General features: G+C 65.4%; 13 protein-coding genes and 1 pseudogene. 9 read left to right on the top strand and 5 right to left on the bottom strand.

Annotated elements, in window-relative coordinates:
- Positions 1-38 precede the first annotated feature (38 nt).
- From ACE10W_RS01915 to ACE10W_RS01895, 5 genes are read left to right on the top strand one after another with little or no spacing between them, the layout of a single operon-like run.
- Entirely contained in the window at positions 39-914 is an 876-nt protein-coding gene (locus tag ACE10W_RS01915) for a branched-chain amino acid ABC transporter permease (protein ID WP_161532997.1), read from the top strand.
- On the top strand, positions 911-1,909 hold the full coding sequence (locus tag ACE10W_RS01910; RefSeq protein WP_304550364.1) for a branched-chain amino acid ABC transporter permease: 999 nt from the start codon (positions 911-913) through the stop codon (positions 1,907-1,909). The genes ACE10W_RS01915 and ACE10W_RS01910 overlap by 4 nt, the downstream gene beginning before the upstream one ends.
- The gene (locus tag ACE10W_RS01905) at positions 1,906-2,649 is read left to right on the top strand and encodes an ABC transporter ATP-binding protein (RefSeq protein ID WP_304550363.1); all 744 of its coding nucleotides are present in this window, start codon (positions 1,906-1,908) and stop codon (positions 2,647-2,649) included. The genes ACE10W_RS01910 and ACE10W_RS01905 overlap by 4 nt, the downstream gene beginning before the upstream one ends.
- Positions 2,650-2,660: 11 nt before the next feature.
- A complete protein-coding gene (locus ACE10W_RS01900) occupies positions 2,661-3,398 on the top strand; it encodes an ABC transporter ATP-binding protein (RefSeq protein WP_304550361.1) in 738 nt (245 codons plus the stop codon).
- A complete protein-coding gene (locus tag ACE10W_RS01895; RefSeq protein WP_304550359.1) occupies positions 3,395-5,266 on the top strand; it encodes a bifunctional sugar phosphate isomerase/epimerase/4-hydroxyphenylpyruvate dioxygenase family protein in 1,872 nt (623 codons plus the stop codon). Before ACE10W_RS01900 ends, ACE10W_RS01895 begins: the two co-directional genes overlap by 4 nt.
- 301 nt (positions 5,267-5,567) lie before the next feature.
- Here ACE10W_RS01895 and ACE10W_RS01890 read toward each other — a convergent pair whose 3' ends face one another.
- Positions 5,568-6,740: an ABC transporter substrate-binding protein gene (locus tag ACE10W_RS01890; protein ID WP_028172709.1), complete on the bottom strand. Its 1,173-nt coding sequence runs from the start codon at positions 6,738-6,740 to the stop codon at positions 5,568-5,570.
- A gap of 299 nt (positions 6,741-7,039) precedes the next feature.
- Between ACE10W_RS01890 and ACE10W_RS01885 the strand changes: the two genes are divergently transcribed.
- Complete coding sequence (locus ACE10W_RS01885; RefSeq protein ID WP_028172708.1) at positions 7,040-8,305, top strand: NAD(P)/FAD-dependent oxidoreductase; 1,266 nt, start codon at positions 7,040-7,042, stop codon at positions 8,303-8,305.
- A gap of 291 nt (positions 8,306-8,596) precedes the next feature.
- On the opposite strand, the gene ACE10W_RS01880 is transcribed toward ACE10W_RS01885, so the two are convergent.
- Genes ACE10W_RS01880 through ACE10W_RS01870 form a run of 3 tightly spaced genes read right to left on the bottom strand, consistent with a single transcriptional unit; the run spans position 8,597 to position 11,405 of the window.
- A complete protein-coding gene (locus tag ACE10W_RS01880; RefSeq protein WP_028172707.1) occupies positions 8,597-9,808 on the bottom strand; it encodes an ABC transporter substrate-binding protein in 1,212 nt (403 codons plus the stop codon).
- Positions 9,809-9,860: 52 nt separating this feature from the next.
- Entirely contained in the window at positions 9,861-10,184 is a 324-nt protein-coding gene (locus tag ACE10W_RS01875; protein ID WP_011083869.1) for a 2Fe-2S iron-sulfur cluster-binding protein, read from the bottom strand.
- Positions 10,185-10,196: 12 nt separating this feature from the next.
- Positions 10,197-11,405: a cytochrome P450 gene (locus ACE10W_RS01870; RefSeq protein WP_304550357.1), complete on the bottom strand. Its 1,209-nt coding sequence runs from the start codon at positions 11,403-11,405 to the stop codon at positions 10,197-10,199.
- An 83-nt stretch (positions 11,406-11,488) separates the two neighbouring features.
- On the opposite strand from ACE10W_RS01870, the gene ACE10W_RS01865 reads away from it, so the two are divergent.
- Entirely contained in the window at positions 11,489-11,995 is a 507-nt protein-coding gene (locus tag ACE10W_RS01865) for a MarR family winged helix-turn-helix transcriptional regulator (RefSeq protein ID WP_304550355.1), read from the top strand.
- Between the two features lie 409 nt (positions 11,996-12,404).
- On the opposite strand, the pseudogene ACE10W_RS01860 reads toward ACE10W_RS01865, so the two are convergent.
- A pseudogene (locus tag ACE10W_RS01860) lies at positions 12,405-14,260 on the bottom strand (feruloyl-CoA synthase).
- A 147-nt stretch (positions 14,261-14,407) separates the two neighbouring features.
- Here ACE10W_RS01860 and ACE10W_RS01855 point away from each other — a divergent pair.
- Together ACE10W_RS01855 and atzF are read left to right on the top strand one after the other, a co-directional pair.
- Positions 14,408-14,923, top strand: a complete 516-nt coding sequence (locus ACE10W_RS01855; protein ID WP_011083865.1) for a MarR family winged helix-turn-helix transcriptional regulator — start codon at positions 14,408-14,410, stop codon at positions 14,921-14,923.
- A gap of 217 nt (positions 14,924-15,140) precedes the next feature.
- Positions 15,141-16,949, top strand: coding sequence for an allophanate hydrolase (gene atzF / locus ACE10W_RS01850; protein WP_304550354.1), 1,809 nt, complete (start codon positions 15,141-15,143; stop codon positions 16,947-16,949).
- Positions 16,950-17,033: the final 84 nt, after the last annotated feature.

The raw sequence follows: 17,033 nt of genomic DNA, 5'->3' as shown, positions 1-17,033 counted from the left end.
TCCCCGCAAGCGGGGAGAGGGAGAGGAGAGAGGGGAAAATGTCCAATCTGTTCGATCTTCTGGTCGCAGGACTTGCCACCGGCGCCATCTACGCGCTGGTCGCGGTCGGCTTCACGCTGCTGTGGCAAACCTCGCAGACCATCAATTTCGCGCAGGGCGAGTTCGTGATGCTGCCGGCGTTCCTGATGCTCGCGACGATGCATGCCGGCGCGCCGTTCTGGCTCGCGATCATCCTCGGCATCCTGCTCTCGATGATCCTGCTCGGCCTCGCCTTCAAGATGCTGCTGGTCGATCCGATGATGCGCCATGGCGTGCTGCCGCTGGCGATCGCGACCATGGCGCTGGCGATCGGCATCAAGGAATCGGTGAAGCAGTTCTTCAGCGCGGAGGCCTCGCCATTCCCGTCGATCGTGCCGACCGGCGATATCTCGATCCTCGGCCACGCCGTCTCGCTGCAAAGCATCGGCGTCCTCGTCGTCGCCATTCTTGCAGTCTTCGGCCTGACCTCGCTCCTCAACCGCACCTCGCTCGGCCACCAGATGCAGGCGGCCGCCCAGAACCCGACGGTGGCGCGCATCATCGGCGTGCCCGTGGAGCGCATGATCCTGTTGACCTTCCTGATCAACGCCTTCCTGGTCGCGCTGGCCTCGCTGCTGATCACGCCAATCTATCTGGCAAAATTCTCGTCCGGCGAGGTGCTGGGCCAGGCCGCCTTCATCGCCGCGATCGTCGGCGGCTTCAACCAGGTGCGCGGCGCGATCGCGGGCGGCCTGTTGATCGGCGTGCTCGACAATCTCGCGGCAAGCTACGTCTCGACGCAATACCGCGCGGCCGTGCCGCTGATCTTCCTGATCGTCGTCATCCTGTTCCGGCCGCAAGGACTGCTCGGCCGCGCCGAGGAGCGCACGGTATGAGCAGCTTTGGCAAACCCCTGAAGATCGCGCTCGGCCTCATCGTCATCGCCGGCCTGATCATCGTCCCCATGAACTTCAACCGCTACGGCCTGTTCATCCTGAGCCAGTGGGCGGTGATGACCATCGCCGCGATGGGCCTCAACCTCACGCTCGGCTATGCCGGCCAGGTCTCGCTCGCCCAGGGCGCCTTCGTCGGCATCGGCGCCTATGCGGCGGCGATCATGACCACCCATGGCTGGCCGCTGCCAGCCGCGATCCTGGTTGCGATCGTCTTGAGCTTCGGCGTCGGCTGGGTGCTCGGCTATCCCGCGCTGCGCGTGCAGCACCACTACCTCGCTTTCGTCACGCTCGCCTTCTCGACATTGGCCTTCCTCGTGTTCCGCAACGAGAGCTGGCTGACGGGCGGCATCTACGGCATCTCCAACATTCCGCGCCCGCATTTCTTCGGAATCGCGACCAACAAGCCGCTGCCCTTCTACTATGTCTGCCTCGGCTCGCTCGCGATCGTCTCGCTCGCGGTGTGGTGGCTGATCCGCTCGCCCTGGGGCCGCGCCTTCATGGCGCTGCGCGAAAACCCGCTGCGCGCGCAATCGCTCGGCATCGACACAAGGCGCTACACGCTGATGGCGTTTGCGATCGGCTCGGCGCTTGGCGGCGTTGCCGGCGCGCTCTACGCGCCGCTGACGCAATATATCGATCCGGTGCCGTTCAACCTGTCGCTCTCGCTCGATCTCCTGATGATGGTGATCGTCGGCGGCGCCGGCTTCTATTTCGGTCCCTTCCTGGGCGCGATGATCGCGGTGCTGCTGCCGGAATGGCTGCGCTTCACGGAAGGGTATTACCTGATGCTCTATGCGATCGCGGTGATGCTGCTGCTGATCTGGTCGCCGACCGGCATTTTGGGAATCCTCGACCGCTATCTCGCCGAGCGCCGCACCAAGGCGGCCTCCGCGCTGCGCGCCGTGGCAAAATCCCGGCTGGAGACGGTGCAATGAGTGCGGTCCTCGAAGTCACCAACATCAAGAAGAATTTTGGCGGCATCAGCGCCGTCGCCGACGTCAGCTTCGACGTGCGCGAGGGCGAGATCCTCGGTCTGATCGGACCGAACGGCTGCGGCAAGTCCACGCTATTCAACTGCATTCTCGGCCAGCTCACGCCGACCGGCGGCGAAGTGAAGCTCGACGGCAAGGTGGTCACGGGGATGCGCCCCTCCGAGCTCAACAAGCTCGGTGTCAGCCGCACCTTCCAGCTCTTGCAGGTGTTTCCAAAACTGTCGGTGCGCGAGAATTTGATCCTCGCGGGACAGGAGCACCAGGGCAACATGGCCTCGCGCCTGGTCGGCCGCTCCGATGCCGGGCTGACGGAGGCCGCCAACCAGATGATCGGCTTCTTCAAGCTCGATCACCTCGCGGCTGAACCTGCCGGCGGCCTCTCCTACGGCCAGCAGAAGCTGCTCGATGCCGCCATGGCTTTCATGGGCGGACCGCGCCTCGTGCTGCTCGACGAGCCCGCCGGCGGCGTCAACCCGTCGATGCTGGCGGACCTGAAGGACCGGCTGGTCGCGATCAACCGCGAGAAGAACGCGACCTTCGTCGTGATCGAGCACAACATGGAGTTCGTGATGTCGCTGTGCTCACGCGTGATGGTGATGGCGGAAGGCAAGGTGCTGGCGATGGGACGGCCGGACGAGGTCCGCAAGAACCCGGCCGTGATCGAAGCTTATCTGGGACATTGAGGGCACGAGCCATGAGCGACCCGATCCTCTCGGTTCACAATCTCGTCGGCGGCTACGGCAAGATGACGATCCTGAACGGCACGACGTTTTCCGTTCCGCAGGCCACCATCACCACCATCATCGGCCCCAACGGCGCCGGTAAGTCGACCGTGTTCAAGGCGATCTTCGGCCTGCTCAAGCTGCGCGAGGGCAAGGTCAGTTTTGCCGGTCGCGACGTCACGAACTTAAGCCAGCGCGCGCTGCTCAATGCCGGTATCTGCTACGTTCCGCAGGGCCGCAACATCTTCCCCGAGCTGTCGGTGCGCCACAATGTCGAGCTCGGCGGCGTCGCCGCCGGAAAGGGTCTCGACCTGCCCAAGCGGATCGAGGCGGCACTTGACCTGTTTCCGGCGCTCCGTCGCAAGTCGGCACAGCAGGCATCGACGCTCTCGGGCGGCGAGCAGAAGCAGCTCGAGATCGCCCGCTCGCTGCTACTCGAGCCGAAGCTCGTGCTGATCGACGAGCCCTCGATCGGCCTGTCGCCGCTGATGGTGCAGCAGACCTTCGACATCCTCAAGAGCCTGCGCGACCGCGGCGTCACTATCCTGATGATCGAGCAGAACGCGCGCTCGGCGCTGGAGATCTCCGATATCGGCATCGTGCTCGAGCTCGGCCAGACCCGCATGGTCGACGGCGCGAAGCGCATCCTGAACGATCCCCGCATCGGCCAGCTCTTCCTCGGGGGAGCCATGGAGGAGACAGCAGCATGAACAAGCGCTCGATCGCGACCGTCTCTCTCTCAGGGGCGCTGGATGAAAAGCTGCGCGCCATCGCAGCCGCCGGCTTCGACGAGGTCGAGATCTTCGAGAACGACCTGCTGTCGTTCGGCGCAGGCCCGCGCGACATCGCGAAGCTCTGCCGCGATCTCAACCTCAAGATCTGCGCGTTCCAGCCGTTCCGCGATTTCGAGGGCATGCCGGAGCCGCAGCGCGCGCGCAACTTTGCCCGCGCCGAGCGCAAGTTCGACTTGATGCAGGAGCTCGGCACCGACCTGCTGCTGATCTGCTCCAACGTCTCCCCCAGCTCGCTCGGCGGCATCGACCGCGCCGCGGACGATTTTCGCGAGCTCGGCGATCGCGCGGCCAAGCGGGGCTTGCGCGTCGGCTACGAGGCGTTGGCCTGGGGACGGCACGTCAACGACTACCGCGATGCCTGGGAGATCGTGCGGCGCGCCGATCATCCCGCGATCGGCGTCATCCTCGACAGTTTTCATGCACTCGCCCCGGGCTTTCCGGTCCGCGCGATGGCCTCGATCCCCGGCGACAAGATCTTTCTGGTGCAGCTCGCCGACGCACCAAAGCTCGAGCTCGACATCTTGTCCTGGAGCCGGCACTTCCGCTCGTTCCCCGGCCAGGGCGATCTGCCGGTCGGCGAATTCATGGCGGCGGTCGCGGCGACCGGCTATGCCGGACCGCTGTCGCTGGAGATTTTCAACGACCAGTTCCGCGCCGGCTCGGCGGCCCAGACCGCCATCGACGGCCTGCGCTCGCTGATTCTGCTGGAGGACCAGCTTGCACCGGATTGGCCGAAGCTCGTCAGCGAACCACTGGCGCCGAAGGCCAAAAGTCACGGCACCGGCTTCATCGAGTTTGCCGTCAACGAGACCAAGGCCGGCGAACTCGCCCGCCTGTTGTCGCAGCTCGGATTCCGCAAGACCGGCGAGCATCGCAGCAAGGCGGTGGAGCGCTGGTCGCAGGGCAAGGTCGAGCTCGTCATCAATTGCGAGACCGACGGCTTTGCGCATTCGCACTACGTCACGCACGGCCCCGGCGTCTGCGCCATCGCGCTCGACGTCGACAATGCGGGCCTTGCCATGCAGCGCGCCGAAGCATTGAAGGCGCGCACCTTCTATCAGCCGGTCGGGCCGGGCGAGCTGGAGATTCCCGCGATCCACGGCGTCGGCGGCAGCCTGCTTTATTTCCTCGACCAGGCCGGCAAGAACTGGGACACCGATTTCGAACCGGTTGCGAGCGAGGCGAGCGCGGACGCGCTGCTCGCCGTCGACCATATCGCGCAGTCGATGCCCTATGACGAGATGCTGTCCTGGCTGCTGTTCTACACCGGCATCCTCGACCTCAAGCGCCTGCCGCAGATGGAGATCGCCGATCCCAGGGGCCTCGTGCAGAGCCAGGCCGTCATCAACGGCGACCAGAGCCTGCGTTTCGTTCTCAACGGCTCCTCCGCCAACCGCACCCTGCCGGCCCGCTTCATCTCGGAGTTCTTCGGCTCAGGCGTGCAGCACGTCGCGTTTGCGTGCCGAGACATCTTTGCAGCGGTCGCAGCGATGCGCGCCCGCGGCGCGGGCTTTCTGGATATTCCCGACAACTACTACGACGACATCGAAGCCAAATACGACCTCGCGCCCGACCTGATGGCGCAGCTGCGCGCCAACCACATCCTCTATGACCGCGAGGGCGACGGCGAGTTCTTCCAGGTCTACACCCACATCTTCGACGAGCGCTTCTTCTTTGAGATCGTCGAACGAAGGAATTATCAGGGCTTCGGCGCGGCCAATGCCGGGATCAGGCTCGCGGCGCAATCACGCGAAGTGCGGCCCGCGAGCATGCCGCGGGTGTAGCTCTTCACCTCTCCCCGCTCGCGGGGAGAGGCCGGAATTCGCGCGTAGCGCGGATTCCGGGTGAGGGGGAGTCTCCGCGAGAGACATGACAATCGGGAGCACCACTCTCTCAATACGTCGTTGCCAGCGCAGCGAAGCAATCCAGAATCCCTCCGCGGAAAGGCTCTGGCTGCGCTCGCAATGACGATGTGGGGAATTTCGAGGAATTCGACTCGCTCCGTCCTCGCGGAGACAGCCCCTCACTCCGCCCCTCTCCCCGTAAGAACGGGGAGAGGGAGAGGAGAGAGCTCGCCCAACCAGCTCACTTCATCGCGCACTTCTGATGGAAGCGATCCTGGTCGTTCTCGACGATGGTGGCGACCGTCTTCAGCGCGAGCTGGCCATCGGCGTCCTTGACCACGTCCTGGAGATAGAAGCTCTGCACCGGGATGTGGTTGTTGCCGTACTTGAACGCACCGCGCAGCGACTTGAAGTTGGCCTTCTCCATCTCGGCCTTCATCGCGTCCTTCTTGCTGGTGTCGCCCTTCACCGCGACCACCGCGCTATTGATGAGCTGGGCGGCGTCGTAGGTCTGGGCGCCGTAATAGGTCGGACGCAGATTGGGGTACTTCTTGCGGTAGTCGGCAACGAAGCGCTTGTTCTGCTCGTTGGGCAGGTCGTTCACCCACTGCTGCGCGCCGGGAACCCCGAGCGCGTTCTCCTTCTGGAGCGGCAACGACAGCTCGTCGACGGTAAAGGCGGTGTAGAGCGGCATCGTGCTCTTCAGGCCGGCCTGGGTATATTGATTGAGGAACTGCACGCCGGCGGCACCGGGGTAGAACACGAAGATCGACTCGGCGCCGGAAGCGCGGGCCTTGGAGAGCTCGGCGGAGAAGTCGAGCTGGCTCGGCCAGACCGTGTATTCCTCGCCCTTGATCTCACCCTTGAAGGTGTTCTTGAGGCCCGCGAGCATGTCCTTGCCGGCCGCGTAGTTCGGCCCGATCAGGAAGACGCTCTTGACGCCCTTCTGGTTCATGTAGAGGCCCATGGCCTGCGGCGTCTGGTCGTTCTGCCAGGAGGTCGAGAACACGTAAGGTGAGCAGAGCTCGCCGGCGAGCTGCGACGGGCCGGCATTGGCCGAGATCAGGAAAGTCTGCGAGTCCACCGCGGTCTTCAAGGACGCCAGCAGCACGTTCGACCAGATATAGCCGACGATGAAATCGACCTTGTCGGACTGCACCAGCTTCTCGGTTTTCTGCTTGCCGACGTCGGGCTTCTGGCCGTCGTCCTCGTAGATCACCTCGACCGGCTTGCCGTCCATCTTGCGGCCGAGATGATCCAGCGCCAGCTCGAACGAGTTGCGCATGTCGTTGCCGATCACGGCGGTCGGGCCGCTGAAGGTCGAGACGAAACCGATCTTGATGGTGTCGCCGGCGAATGCCGGATTTGCCAGCACCAGCGCCGCTGCGCCCGCCAGCCAGAATGCCGTCCTCATAACCACTCCCCTCCTTATTATTGATCCCGGAAACGGGGTGATCGCCGCCCCGGGCCTGTCTCTATTGAACGCAAAATCTGTCGAGCCGCCAATGGTTCAGCGCCCGTCCCTGCACCATATTTCGCCCCCATCGGCGATGGCAAGAAATATAATTCTACTCACTTCGGTGGAGGCTGCGGCGCTTTTTCGCGGCATGACGATGCGCCCAGCCTATTCCGCGATTGATGACGGCTATTGGACCGCGGGTCACTTTCCGCACTTAAATGAAGCGGAGAAGCAGCAAGAGTCGAGGGCGCATCATGACCACCACACCCCATCGTGTCGTCATCGTCGGCGCCGGCTTCGGCGGGCTGGAGGCGACCTACCGGCTGGCGGGCGCCCCGGTCGACATCACGCTGATCGACCGCCGCAACCATCATCTGTTCCAGCCGCTGCTCTACCAGGTCGCGACCGCATCGCTTGCGACCAGCGAGATCGCCTGGCCGGTCCGCCATCTCATGCGCGACCGGCGCGAGGTGACGACGCTGTTCGCGACGGTCAGCGGCGTCGATGCTAACAGGCGCTGCGTGCTGATCGACGACGGCAGCGAGGTGCCCTACGACACGCTGGTGCTCGCCACCGGTGCGCGTCACGCCTATTTCGGCCATGACGAATGGGAGCAGTTCGCGCCCGGCCTGAAGACGCTGGAGGACGCGACCACGCTGCGCCGGCATATCCTGGTGGCGTTCGAGCGCGCCGAGCGCGAGACCGATCCGGCCAAGCGCGCGGCGCGGCTGACCTTCGTCATCGTCGGCGCCGGCCCCACCGGCGTCGAGCTCGCCGGCACCATCGCCGAAATGGCGCATCACACCCTGCCGGAAGATTTCCGCAACATCGATACGACCAAGGCGCGCGTGGTGCTGATCGAGGCGGGGCCGCGCGTGCTCGCAGGCTTCGCCGACGAGCTCTCGGCCTATGCACAGGCGTCGCTGGAGAAGATCGGCGTCGAGGTCGTGCTCGGCCAGCCCGTCACCGAGATCGACCGCGACGGCGTGGTCTATGGCGGCACGCGCCTGGACGCGAAGACCAAGATCTGGGCCGCGGGCGTGCGCGCCTCGCCCGCCGCCGAATGGCTGGGCGTGCCGGCCGATCGCGCCGGCCGTGTGCAGGTCGAGGCCGACCTGACGATCCCCGGCCATCCCGAGATCTTTGCCATCGGCGACACCGTGACGATCAGTGCCTGGGAGGGCAAGCCGGTGCCCGGAATCGCGCCCGCCGCCAAACAGCAGGGGCGGCACGTCGCCGAGACCGTCAAGGCGCGCCTGCGCGGAGAGACGAAGGGAGCGTTCCGCTACAAGCACTCTGGCAGCCTTGCGCAGATCGGCAAGCGCCTCGCGGTGATCGATTTCGGCCGCATCAAGCTGCGCGGCACCATCGCGTGGTGGATCTGGGGCATCGCCCACATCTACTTCCTGATCGGCCTCCGCCACCGCCTCAGCGTCGCCCTGAGCTGGCTCTGGATCTACGCGCGAGATCAGCGCGCGGCGAGGCTGATTACGCAGGGATCGAGCAAGGTGGTGGGGTGACGGCTTCTCCCTCTCCCCGCTTGCGGGGAGAGGGTCGGGGTGAGGGGGAGTCTCCGCGGGGACAGTAGGAGTCGAATCCTTCGATGCTCCCCCACCGTCATTGCGAGCGCCGCGAAGCAATCCAGGGTCTTCCCGCGGAGGAATTCTGGGTTGCTTCGCTGCGCTCGCAATGACGCGTTGAAAGATCGTCGCTCCCGCGGACATCTGACTCGCGGAAGCACCCCCTCACCCGGCTTGCATCTTCGATGCAATCCGGCCTCTCCCCGCAAGCGGGGGAGAGGCAAAGAGCAATTACTTCACCAGCTCGCACCCGCCCTCCGCCAGCGGGCGGAACGCCTGCTCCGCCGGAATCGTCGAGACCAGCTTGTAATAGTCGTAAGGGTATTTTGACTCCTCCGGCCTCTTCACCTCGAACAGATACATGGGATGCACGACGCGGCCGTCCTGACGGATGGCGGTGTCGCCGAATAGTTTGTCCTTGCCCCTGAACTTCTTCATCTCGGGCACGGCGTCCTTCGCATTGTCGCTGCCGGTGGCGGCAACCGCGTTGAGATAAGCGAGCGTGGAGGCATAGACGCCGGCCTGGTTGCCGCTCGGCATCTTGCCGTTCATCCCCGGCCGCGCACCGAAGCGCTTGGCAAACGCGCGGGTGTCGTCGTTCATGTCCCAGTAGAAGGCTTCCATGAGCTGGAGCCCCTGCGCGACCTTGATGCCCATGCCGTGGACGTCGTTGATGAAGAGCAGGAAGGCGACGAGCTTCTGCCCGCTTTGCTGAATGCCGAACTCGGCGGCCTGCTTCACCACATTGATGGTGTCGCCGCCGGCATTGGCAAGGCCAATCACCTGCGCCTTCGAGCTCTGCGCCTGCAACAGGAAGGAGGCAAAGTCAGACGTGCCGAGCGGGTGCTTGGAGGAGCCGATCACTTTGCCGCCATGCGCCTCGATATATTTCTGCGCTTCGGCCTCGATACCCTTGCCGAGCGCGAAATCGACCGTGAGGAAGTACCAGTCCTTGCCGCCGCGCGACACCATCGCGGCCGCCGTGGTGTTGCCGGTCGCCCAGGTGTCGTTGACCCACTGGATGGTGTTGGGCGAGCAGGCCTTGCCGGTGAGATCCGAGCTCGCCGTGGACGACGCCAGGAAAGTCATGCGGCTGTCGCGCAGCAGCGTGTTGATGGAGAGGCCGACCGCAGAATTCGGCACGTCGACGATGGCATCGACGCCCTCGACATCGAGCCATTTGCGCGCAATCGCATTGCCGACATCGGCCTTGTTCTGGTGGTCGGCATAGACGATCTCGACCTTGATGTTCTTACCCCCGCCGTTGAAATCCTCGGCCGCCATGCGCGCGGCTTCGACCGAGCCCATGCCGTTGGTGTCCTGGAAGATGCCGGAGATGTCGTTGAGCACGCCGATGCGCACGACGTTGTCGGAGATTTCGCCGCTTGCTGCGCCGCTCACGAGGCTTGCGGCCAGCGCGAGCGTCCATTTCAGGTGTTTCATCGTTCCCTCCCCTTATGTGTGTCGCGCCGGTCGTCGCCGGCACGTTTGGAATTCAGACCTGTCGTTCCGGCAGTCTCAGCACGAGCCCGTCGAGCGCGGGCGTGATCATGATCTGGCAGGACAGCCGGCTGTTCGGCAGTCGCTCGGTGGCGGTGCCGTCGAGCAGCGCGTCTTCGTCATCTGCCATCGCGGGCAGGCGCGCGAGCCAGGCTTCATCGACATAGACGTGGCAGGTCGCGCACATGGCATTGCCGCCGCACTCGGCCAGGATACCGTCGAGGCCATGGCGGGTCGCGGCCTGCATGGCGCTCTCGCCGCCCGAGGTCTCGACACGGTCGGACTTGCCGTCGGCATGGATGAAAGTAATCGCGGGCATCGAGGCTCCTCGTCAGGCCGGGGTGATGGTCACAGGCAGGCTGTCGAGCCCGCGTAGCGTGTTGTTGAAGCGGCGTTTCGGCTCGCCCGTGATCTCGATCTTCGCGATGCGCCGCGCCAGCGCCGTCAGCATCACTTCGCCTTCGAGGCGCGCGACGAGCTGGCCGACGCACATGTGGATGCCGGAGCCGAATCCGACATGGCCGGACGAGCGGCGGGTGACGTCATAGCTGTCGGGCTTGTCCCAGCGGCGCGGATCGCGATTGGCGGCGGCGAGAAACATCAGCACCTTCTCACCTTCGCCGATCGTCGCGCCCGACAGTTCGACCTCACGTGTGGTGGTGCGGAAGAAGGTCTGCACCGGGCTTTCGAAACGAACCGCTTCCTCGAAGGCGCTGCGCGCGAGCGAGAGATCGCCGCGCAGGCGCTGCCATTGCTCCGGAAAGCGCGCGAGGCAATAGACGGCCGCTCCGATGCCGTTGACGGTGGTGTCGAGGCCGGCCGAGAGCAGCGAGCGCACCAGCAGCGGCGCTTCGCTGGCCGTGATGGCGCCCTCATCGACCTGGGCATGAATGCAGGCGCCGAAGCCGCCGGGCGCGAGGTTCTCGCGCTGGCATTGCTCGGCGACATAGGCCTGATGAGGCGTCGAGCGCGCGATCGCCTCCTGGCGCAACTGGTTGGGCGGCCCGAACGCGTTGAACACGACGCTCGCGTAGGGAATCAGATGCTCGCGCCCCTCGGATTTCAGCCCGAGCGCATCCGGGAAGATCGAGAGCGGATAGGCCTCGGCGAGGTCGGCGATCGCATCGAAGCTGCGCTTTTCGATCAACGCGTCCACCCGCCCCTCGGCCGCCGCGGCAAAGCGGTCGCGCACCTGCTTCATCACCGTCGGCGACAGCACCTTTGACAGCACGGCGCGGGTCCGGGTGTGCGCGGGCGGATCGGCCTCGAGGATCAGGCTCGGCGGCCGCCACGGCGTCTCCTTCTTGAAATCGGAGAGGCCGACGCCGCGGCTGGAGCAGAACGTCGCGGGATCGTTCAGCACGGCGTGGACCTCGGCATAGCGCGCCACGCCATAGACGTTCCACTTGTCGAGATAGACCACCGGCCCCGCCTCCCGCAGCAGCTCGTGCGTGGGATAGGGGTCGGCAAAAAAATTCATGTCGAAGGGATCGACGTCGAGATGCGGGACGCCTGATGCGGCGGAGCCGGGTACGCTCATGGAAGTCCTCCCTCATTTTGATCTTGTGAAAGGGCCGCGCTTGCCCTTAGGTCTTCGGGCACCACGCGAGTCAGAAGCCCGATATGCCGCCGTCTTCGACCAGAGCCCGCCAAAAGCCCGCGCCCGCCGAGACCGGCCCGACGCTTGATCTCGATCGTTACGTCCCGGCCTTCATCACCTTCATCGCCAACAAGCTCTCGAACAGCGCGACCGCGTTCTACCAGCGCGAGTTCGGCGTCAACGTCACGGAATGGCGGATCATGTCGCTGCTGGCGATCGAGCCCGGCATTCCCGCCTCGCGCATCTGCCACGTCATCGGCTTCGACAAGGGGCCGGTGAGCCGGACGCTTGCCGGCCTCGAGAAGCGCGGGCTGGTGTCGATCCGCACCGACCCGAATGACGGTCGCACCCATTCGATCGCGCTGACGGCGAGAGGACGCGCCACCCATGACAAGGTGATCGTCGCAGCGTTCGAGCGCGAACGGCGCCTGCTGTCCTGCCTGAGCAAGGACGAGCGCGAGGTGCTGATCGATCTGCTCCGCCGGCTGCACGAGAATCTCGGCGCGGTGACGGGCAGCAGCACCGCCTGACGCACCGCGCGTGAAGCGCGCCGCATCGCCGCTTTCAGGCATGCGCCGGCATTTGCCCGCGGCACCATTCCTGCCGAGCATCGTTTCCTCCGAGATCAGGCGCGGCGGTTCGTCCACCGTCATCCTTGTCCGGAACGGTTCGCACAAATTAGTTGCTTAGGCAACAAAAGAATCTGGCAGGATATTGCGGCAGGTTGGCTGGCCTATGGGCAGTCTGTCTCACACTCAGCTCGTCATTCCGGGGCGCGCGTAGCGCGAACCTGGAATCCATCGTGCAACAGCCCCTGCGGTGAGATGGATTCCGGGTTCGCGCCAAGAGGCGCGCCCCGGAATGACAGCGAGACGACCTGGACTGCGCTATTACGCGGTTGCGTCATCGTCTCGATGAGGCGCCGCCTCCGGGGTCAATTCACCCGACGCACCCAATCCATTCCCCCGCCGCATCGTCATTCAGCCGCGCCACCGCCTCCGCGCGTCGCGTCAGCACCGCGCGCTGGTTGATGTAGCCCTTGTCGGTGATCTCGCCGCCGTCGACCGATGGCGGTTCGGCGAGCAGCAGCGCGCGCGTGGCGTGGCCGGAGGAATTGGCGCCCTGCTGCTTCAGCTTCGCAAGCCCCTGAGCGATCGCACCCCTGACCTTGTCATGTGCCAGCACATCATTCACATCGGCCGTCTCCGGCAAACCGGATGCCCACGGCACGCCGGGATGTTCGGGAACACCAGGAAGCGCACCTCGTCGCCGCCATGACCGGCGACGACGATGTCCTGCGCGAGCGGCGCCAGCGCGGCGATGCCGGCGAGCCGCAGCGTGCCGACGCTGACCCAGGTGCCGGAATTGAGCTTGAAGTCCTCCGCGACACGCCCGTCGAAGAACAGGCCGCGCTCCGGCCGCGCGCTATCAGCAAGCTTCACCGCATCCCCGATGAGATAAAAGCCCTCGTCGTCAAACGCCTGCCTGGTCAGCTCGGGCGCCTTCCAGTAACCCGGCGTGACGTTGGGGCCGCGCACGCGCACCTCCAGCTTGTCGCCGGAGGTGACGAGCTTGAGCTCGGTGCCGGGTATCGGCACGCCGATATTGCCGGATCGCTCGGCGAGGAAATGGCAGTCGGTCGCCAGCGGCGAGGTTTCCGTCGAGCCCCAGGCCGAGACCATCGGCAGCGGGCGGCCGACGGTTTCGACGGACAATTGTTCGAGCGCGTCCCACAGGTTCTGCGGCAGCGCTGCGCCCGCGTAGAAGGCGAACTTCACCTCGCTGAAGAAGCGGCGGCGCAACGCTTCGTCACCGCGCAATGCCGCGATCAGCATGTCGAAGCCGCGCGGCACGTTGAAATAGACCGTCGGCATCACGCTTTTCAGGTTCGCGAGCGACGTCGCAAAGAGACCGGGCGCAGGCTTGCCGCCGTCGATATAGAGCGAGCCGCCGTTGCGCAGCACCAGGTTGAAATTGTGGTTGGCGCCGAAGGTGTGGCTCCAGGGCAGCCAGTCGAGAATGACGAGATCGCTGCCAGCCTGTTCGAGGAAGGTCCAGGTCTGCGCCTTGGCCTGCTGGCTCGAGGTCAGCATGCGCTGGGTGTTGATGACGGCTTTCGGCGTGCCGGTCGAGCCTGACGTGAACAGGAATTTTGCGATCGTGTCCGGCGTCACCGCGGCAAAGGCTTTTGCGACGTCGGCAATTTCGGGCGTTGCCGCAACGGCGCTGAAGGCGAGTGCGTCGGCGTCAGCGCCGTTGCCGCTGATGATCTGCGCCTTGTGCAGCGGCCCGATCGCGGCCAGCGCCGCCGCAAACGGCTTCGTCGCGGAGACGTAGATCGCGCCCGGCTCGAGCAGCGCGATCATGCTCTTGAGCTTGTCGAAATCCCTGGACATCAGCGAATAGGCCGGTGAGATCGCGGCGGAGGGCACGCCGACATGCTGCGCGGCAAGCGCAAGCAGCGCATGGTCGATGCTGTTATCGGAGAGGATCACGAGCGGGCGTTCGGCGCTGAGGCCTTGCGCCAGGATCCACGACGCCGCACCACGCACCTGGCGCAAGGCGTGCGCGTAGGTGACGGTGGTCCATGGCGCTTCGGCATTGCCGCGCTCGGCGAGGAAGATCGCATCGGGCGTCTGCCGCGCCCATTGCTCCAGCCAGTCCCCGATGCAGCGCGCGCTGTCGCGCAACGGCTCCGGCGAGCGCAGCACGATGCTGCCGTCGGTGCGATGCTCGGCGATCGTCTTGGGTGCTGCGAACAGACTCGACGCGTCACCGCGTAAGGCGGCTGTCATGTGTTTCCTCCTCCGCCCGGCTGTCCGGATCGGCCGCAGCCTCGTTCCGGGCTGCCTTGGCCATTCTGCCTTGGCCATAATGTTGGGCACGCCAATTGTTGTCGTCAACAACAATCTTCCGTACGGCCGTCCGAGGCGCTACAAGGGATGCATGGCAGGAGACGCGACGTGACAGCCACCGTAGCCCAAACTTCCCCACGCAAACGCGCCGGCAACGGCGCGGCGCGGCGGAACGACGCGGACGAGATCGGGCTCGACGCGCTGGTCGGACACGCCGGCTACGCGGTGCGGCGTTTCCAGATCTGGATCTTTCAGGACTTCATCAAGACGCTGGGCGGGGTCGACATCCGGCCGACGCAATATTCGGTGCTGACGGTAATCGGCGCCAATCCGGGCCTGTCGCAGATGGCGGTGGCCAAGCGCCTCGGCATCGAGCGCGCCCGGCTTGTGCATCTGCTCGACAGCCTCGAACACCGCAAGCTGGTGAAACGGGTCAAGTCGAAGGCGGACCGGCGCTCCCACGCCCTGCACCTCACCGCCCAGGGCGAGACGGCGCTGGCGAAGTTCAAGCGGCTCGCCGACGAGCACGAGCGCCATGTCGAGGCGAAGATCGGCAAGGAGAACCGGGAGCGGCTGCTCCAGATCCTCGCTGGCTTCACCTGATCCAGACTGCCCAAAATTTGCGCAAATGCCCGGAACAAGGCGTTGGCGCGATGCCCCGCCTGGCCGCCGAAATATCCCCCAACCTACTGATCTCCCGATAATATCCGGAGCAGCCGCGCTGCCCGGATTCTGTACGATTCTGTACACAATGGCACATCGCTTGCTTCAATCCGGGTGAGGACATGTTGCCGGAGTTTTGTCGCCATGAGGGCTGAAAATGGGGGCTGAACAGCCTGAAACGATCGCCGCGATTGTGGCCGCGCATCGCGCGGGCACGCTCACGCCGGCACAGACCATCGCGCGCACCTATCAACGCATCCGCGACCACAACGATCCCGCCGTCTTCATCAGCCTGCGCGACGAGAAGGACGCGATCGCGGAAGCTGAAAAGCTTGCCGCGCGCGCGGATGCCGCCAGCATGCCGCTCTATGGCGTCCCGGTCGCGGTGAAGGACAACATCGACGCGCTGGGCTTTCCGACCACGGCGGCCTGCCCCGCCTTCTCCTACACACCGACCCATGACTCGACCGCGGTGGAGCGCCTGCGCGCAGCCGGCGCCATCATCATCGGCAAGACCAATCTCGACCAGTTCGCAACCGGCCTCGTCGGCGTACGCTCGCCCTACGGCATTCCCAAAAATTCGATTCGCGAGGATCTGATTCCCGGTGGCTCCAGCTCGGGCTCGGCGACCGCCCTCGGCGCCGGGCTGGTGCCGCTGACGCTCGGCACCGACACCGCCGGCAGCGGCCGCGTGCCGGCCATGCTCAACAACATCGTCGGGCTGAAGCCAAGCCTCGGCATGATCTCGACCGCGGGACTCGTGCCTGCCTGCCGCACGCTCGACTGCATCTCGGTATTCGCCTTGACGGTGGACGATGCTGCACTCGCACTCTCCGTGATGGCGGGACCTGACCAGGCCGATCCATTCTCGCGCGACCGGCCGCTCGGCGCGCTGACGCCGTTTCCCGCAAACCTGCGCCTCGGCGTGCCGCGCAACGGGCAGCTGATCTTCTTCGGCGACAAGAAGGCGGAAGCGGCTTACGGCGATGCGCTGAAGCGCTGGACTGCGCTCGGCGCGACGCTGGTCGAATTCGACCTCGAGCCGTTCTACGAGACGGCGCGACTGCTCTACGAAGGGCCCTGGGTCGCCGAGCGCTATCTCGTGATCAAGAACCTGCTGGCGTCCGCGCCCGAAATGATCCATCCGGTGACGCGCGAGATCACCGCGGCCGGTGCGCGGCTGACGGCGGCGGACACCTTCTCCGCGCTCTATCGCCTGCAGGGTCTGCGCAAGATCGCCGAGCGCACCTTTGCCAATATCGACGCGCTGGTGCTGCCGACGGCGCCGACCGCGTATACGACCGCGCAGGTGCTGGCCAACCCGATCGAGCTCAACAGCCGGCTCGGCACCTACACCAATTTCGTCAACCTGCTCGACCTCTGCGGCCTCGCCGTGCCGGCATCGATGCGCGCCGACGGCATCCCGTTCGGGATCACGCTGCTGGCGCCGGCCGGCCGCGATGCGCTGCTTGCGAGCATCGGCCGCGTGTTCCATGCGGATACCAGGCTGAGCGTCGGCGCGAAGGGCGTCGCGCAACCCGCGCTCTCGCCGCTTGCCGCAGGCGGCATCGACGAGATTCCGATCGCCGTCGTCGGCGCGCATCTGTCCGGCATGGCGCTGAACGGCGAGTTGAAGGCGCTGAACGGAAAGCTGATCGAGGCGACCAAAACCGCACCGGACTACAAGCTCTATGCGCTTCCGACGACGCCACCGAAGCCGGGCATGCTGCGCGTCGCAGCCGGCAAAGGCGCGGCCATCGAGCTGGAGATCTGGTCGCTTTCTGCGGCTGCGTTCGGCAAGTTCGTCAACGCGATTCCGGCGCCGATGGCGATCGGCACCATCAGGCTCGCCGACGGCCGCAGCGTGAAGGGCTTTCTCGTCGAGCCGGAAGTGCTCGGCGAAGCGCGAGACATCACAAGCTACGGCGGTTGGCGCGCGTACATGGCGGAGGCGGCTACGGCGTAGCTCTCGTAGGGTGGGCAAAGCGAAGCGTGCCCACCATTACCACCAGCCAGGATGGGTGGTGGGCACGGCGCTTTGCGCCTTTGC

Origin of the sequence: Bradyrhizobium sp. B025 (assembly GCF_042257955.1) — a bacterium.
Taxonomy (GTDB): Bacteria; Pseudomonadota; Alphaproteobacteria; order Rhizobiales; family Xanthobacteraceae; genus Bradyrhizobium; species Bradyrhizobium diazoefficiens.
The sequence above is the reverse complement of the archived record's forward strand: the minus strand, read 5'-3'. Positions and strand labels throughout refer to the sequence as shown.

Excerpts from the sequence above, each read along its gene's own strand:
- ACE10W_RS01855 (WP_011083865.1), top strand. The coding sequence starts at position 14,408 with ATGCATGGCAGGAGACGCGACGTGACAGCCACCGTAGCCCAAACTTCC.
- ACE10W_RS01915 (WP_161532997.1), top strand. The coding sequence starts at position 39 with ATGTCCAATCTGTTCGATCTTCTGGTCGCAGGACTTGCCACCGGCGCC.
- ACE10W_RS01895 (WP_304550359.1), top strand. The coding sequence starts at position 3,395 with ATGAACAAGCGCTCGATCGCGACCGTCTCTCTCTCAGGGGCGCTGGAT.
- ACE10W_RS01865 (WP_304550355.1), top strand. The coding sequence starts at position 11,489 with ATGCCGCCGTCTTCGACCAGAGCCCGCCAAAAGCCCGCGCCCGCCGAG.
- ACE10W_RS01885 (WP_028172708.1), top strand. The coding sequence starts at position 7,040 with ATGACCACCACACCCCATCGTGTCGTCATCGTCGGCGCCGGCTTCGGC.
- ACE10W_RS01890 (WP_028172709.1), bottom strand. The coding sequence starts at position 6,740 with ATGAGGACGGCATTCTGGCTGGCGGGCGCAGCGGCGCTGGTGCTGGCA.
- ACE10W_RS01880 (WP_028172707.1), bottom strand. The coding sequence starts at position 9,808 with ATGAAACACCTGAAATGGACGCTCGCGCTGGCCGCAAGCCTCGTGAGC.
- ACE10W_RS01870 (WP_304550357.1), bottom strand. The coding sequence starts at position 11,405 with ATGAGCGTACCCGGCTCCGCCGCATCAGGCGTCCCGCATCTCGACGTC.
- ACE10W_RS01910 (WP_304550364.1), top strand. The coding sequence starts at position 911 with ATGAGCAGCTTTGGCAAACCCCTGAAGATCGCGCTCGGCCTCATCGTC.
- ACE10W_RS01875 (WP_011083869.1), bottom strand. The coding sequence starts at position 10,184 with ATGCCCGCGATTACTTTCATCCATGCCGACGGCAAGTCCGACCGTGTC.
- atzF (WP_304550354.1), top strand. The coding sequence starts at position 15,141 with ATGGGGGCTGAACAGCCTGAAACGATCGCCGCGATTGTGGCCGCGCAT.
- ACE10W_RS01900 (WP_304550361.1), top strand. The coding sequence starts at position 2,661 with ATGAGCGACCCGATCCTCTCGGTTCACAATCTCGTCGGCGGCTACGGC.
- ACE10W_RS01905 (WP_304550363.1), top strand. The coding sequence starts at position 1,906 with ATGAGTGCGGTCCTCGAAGTCACCAACATCAAGAAGAATTTTGGCGGC.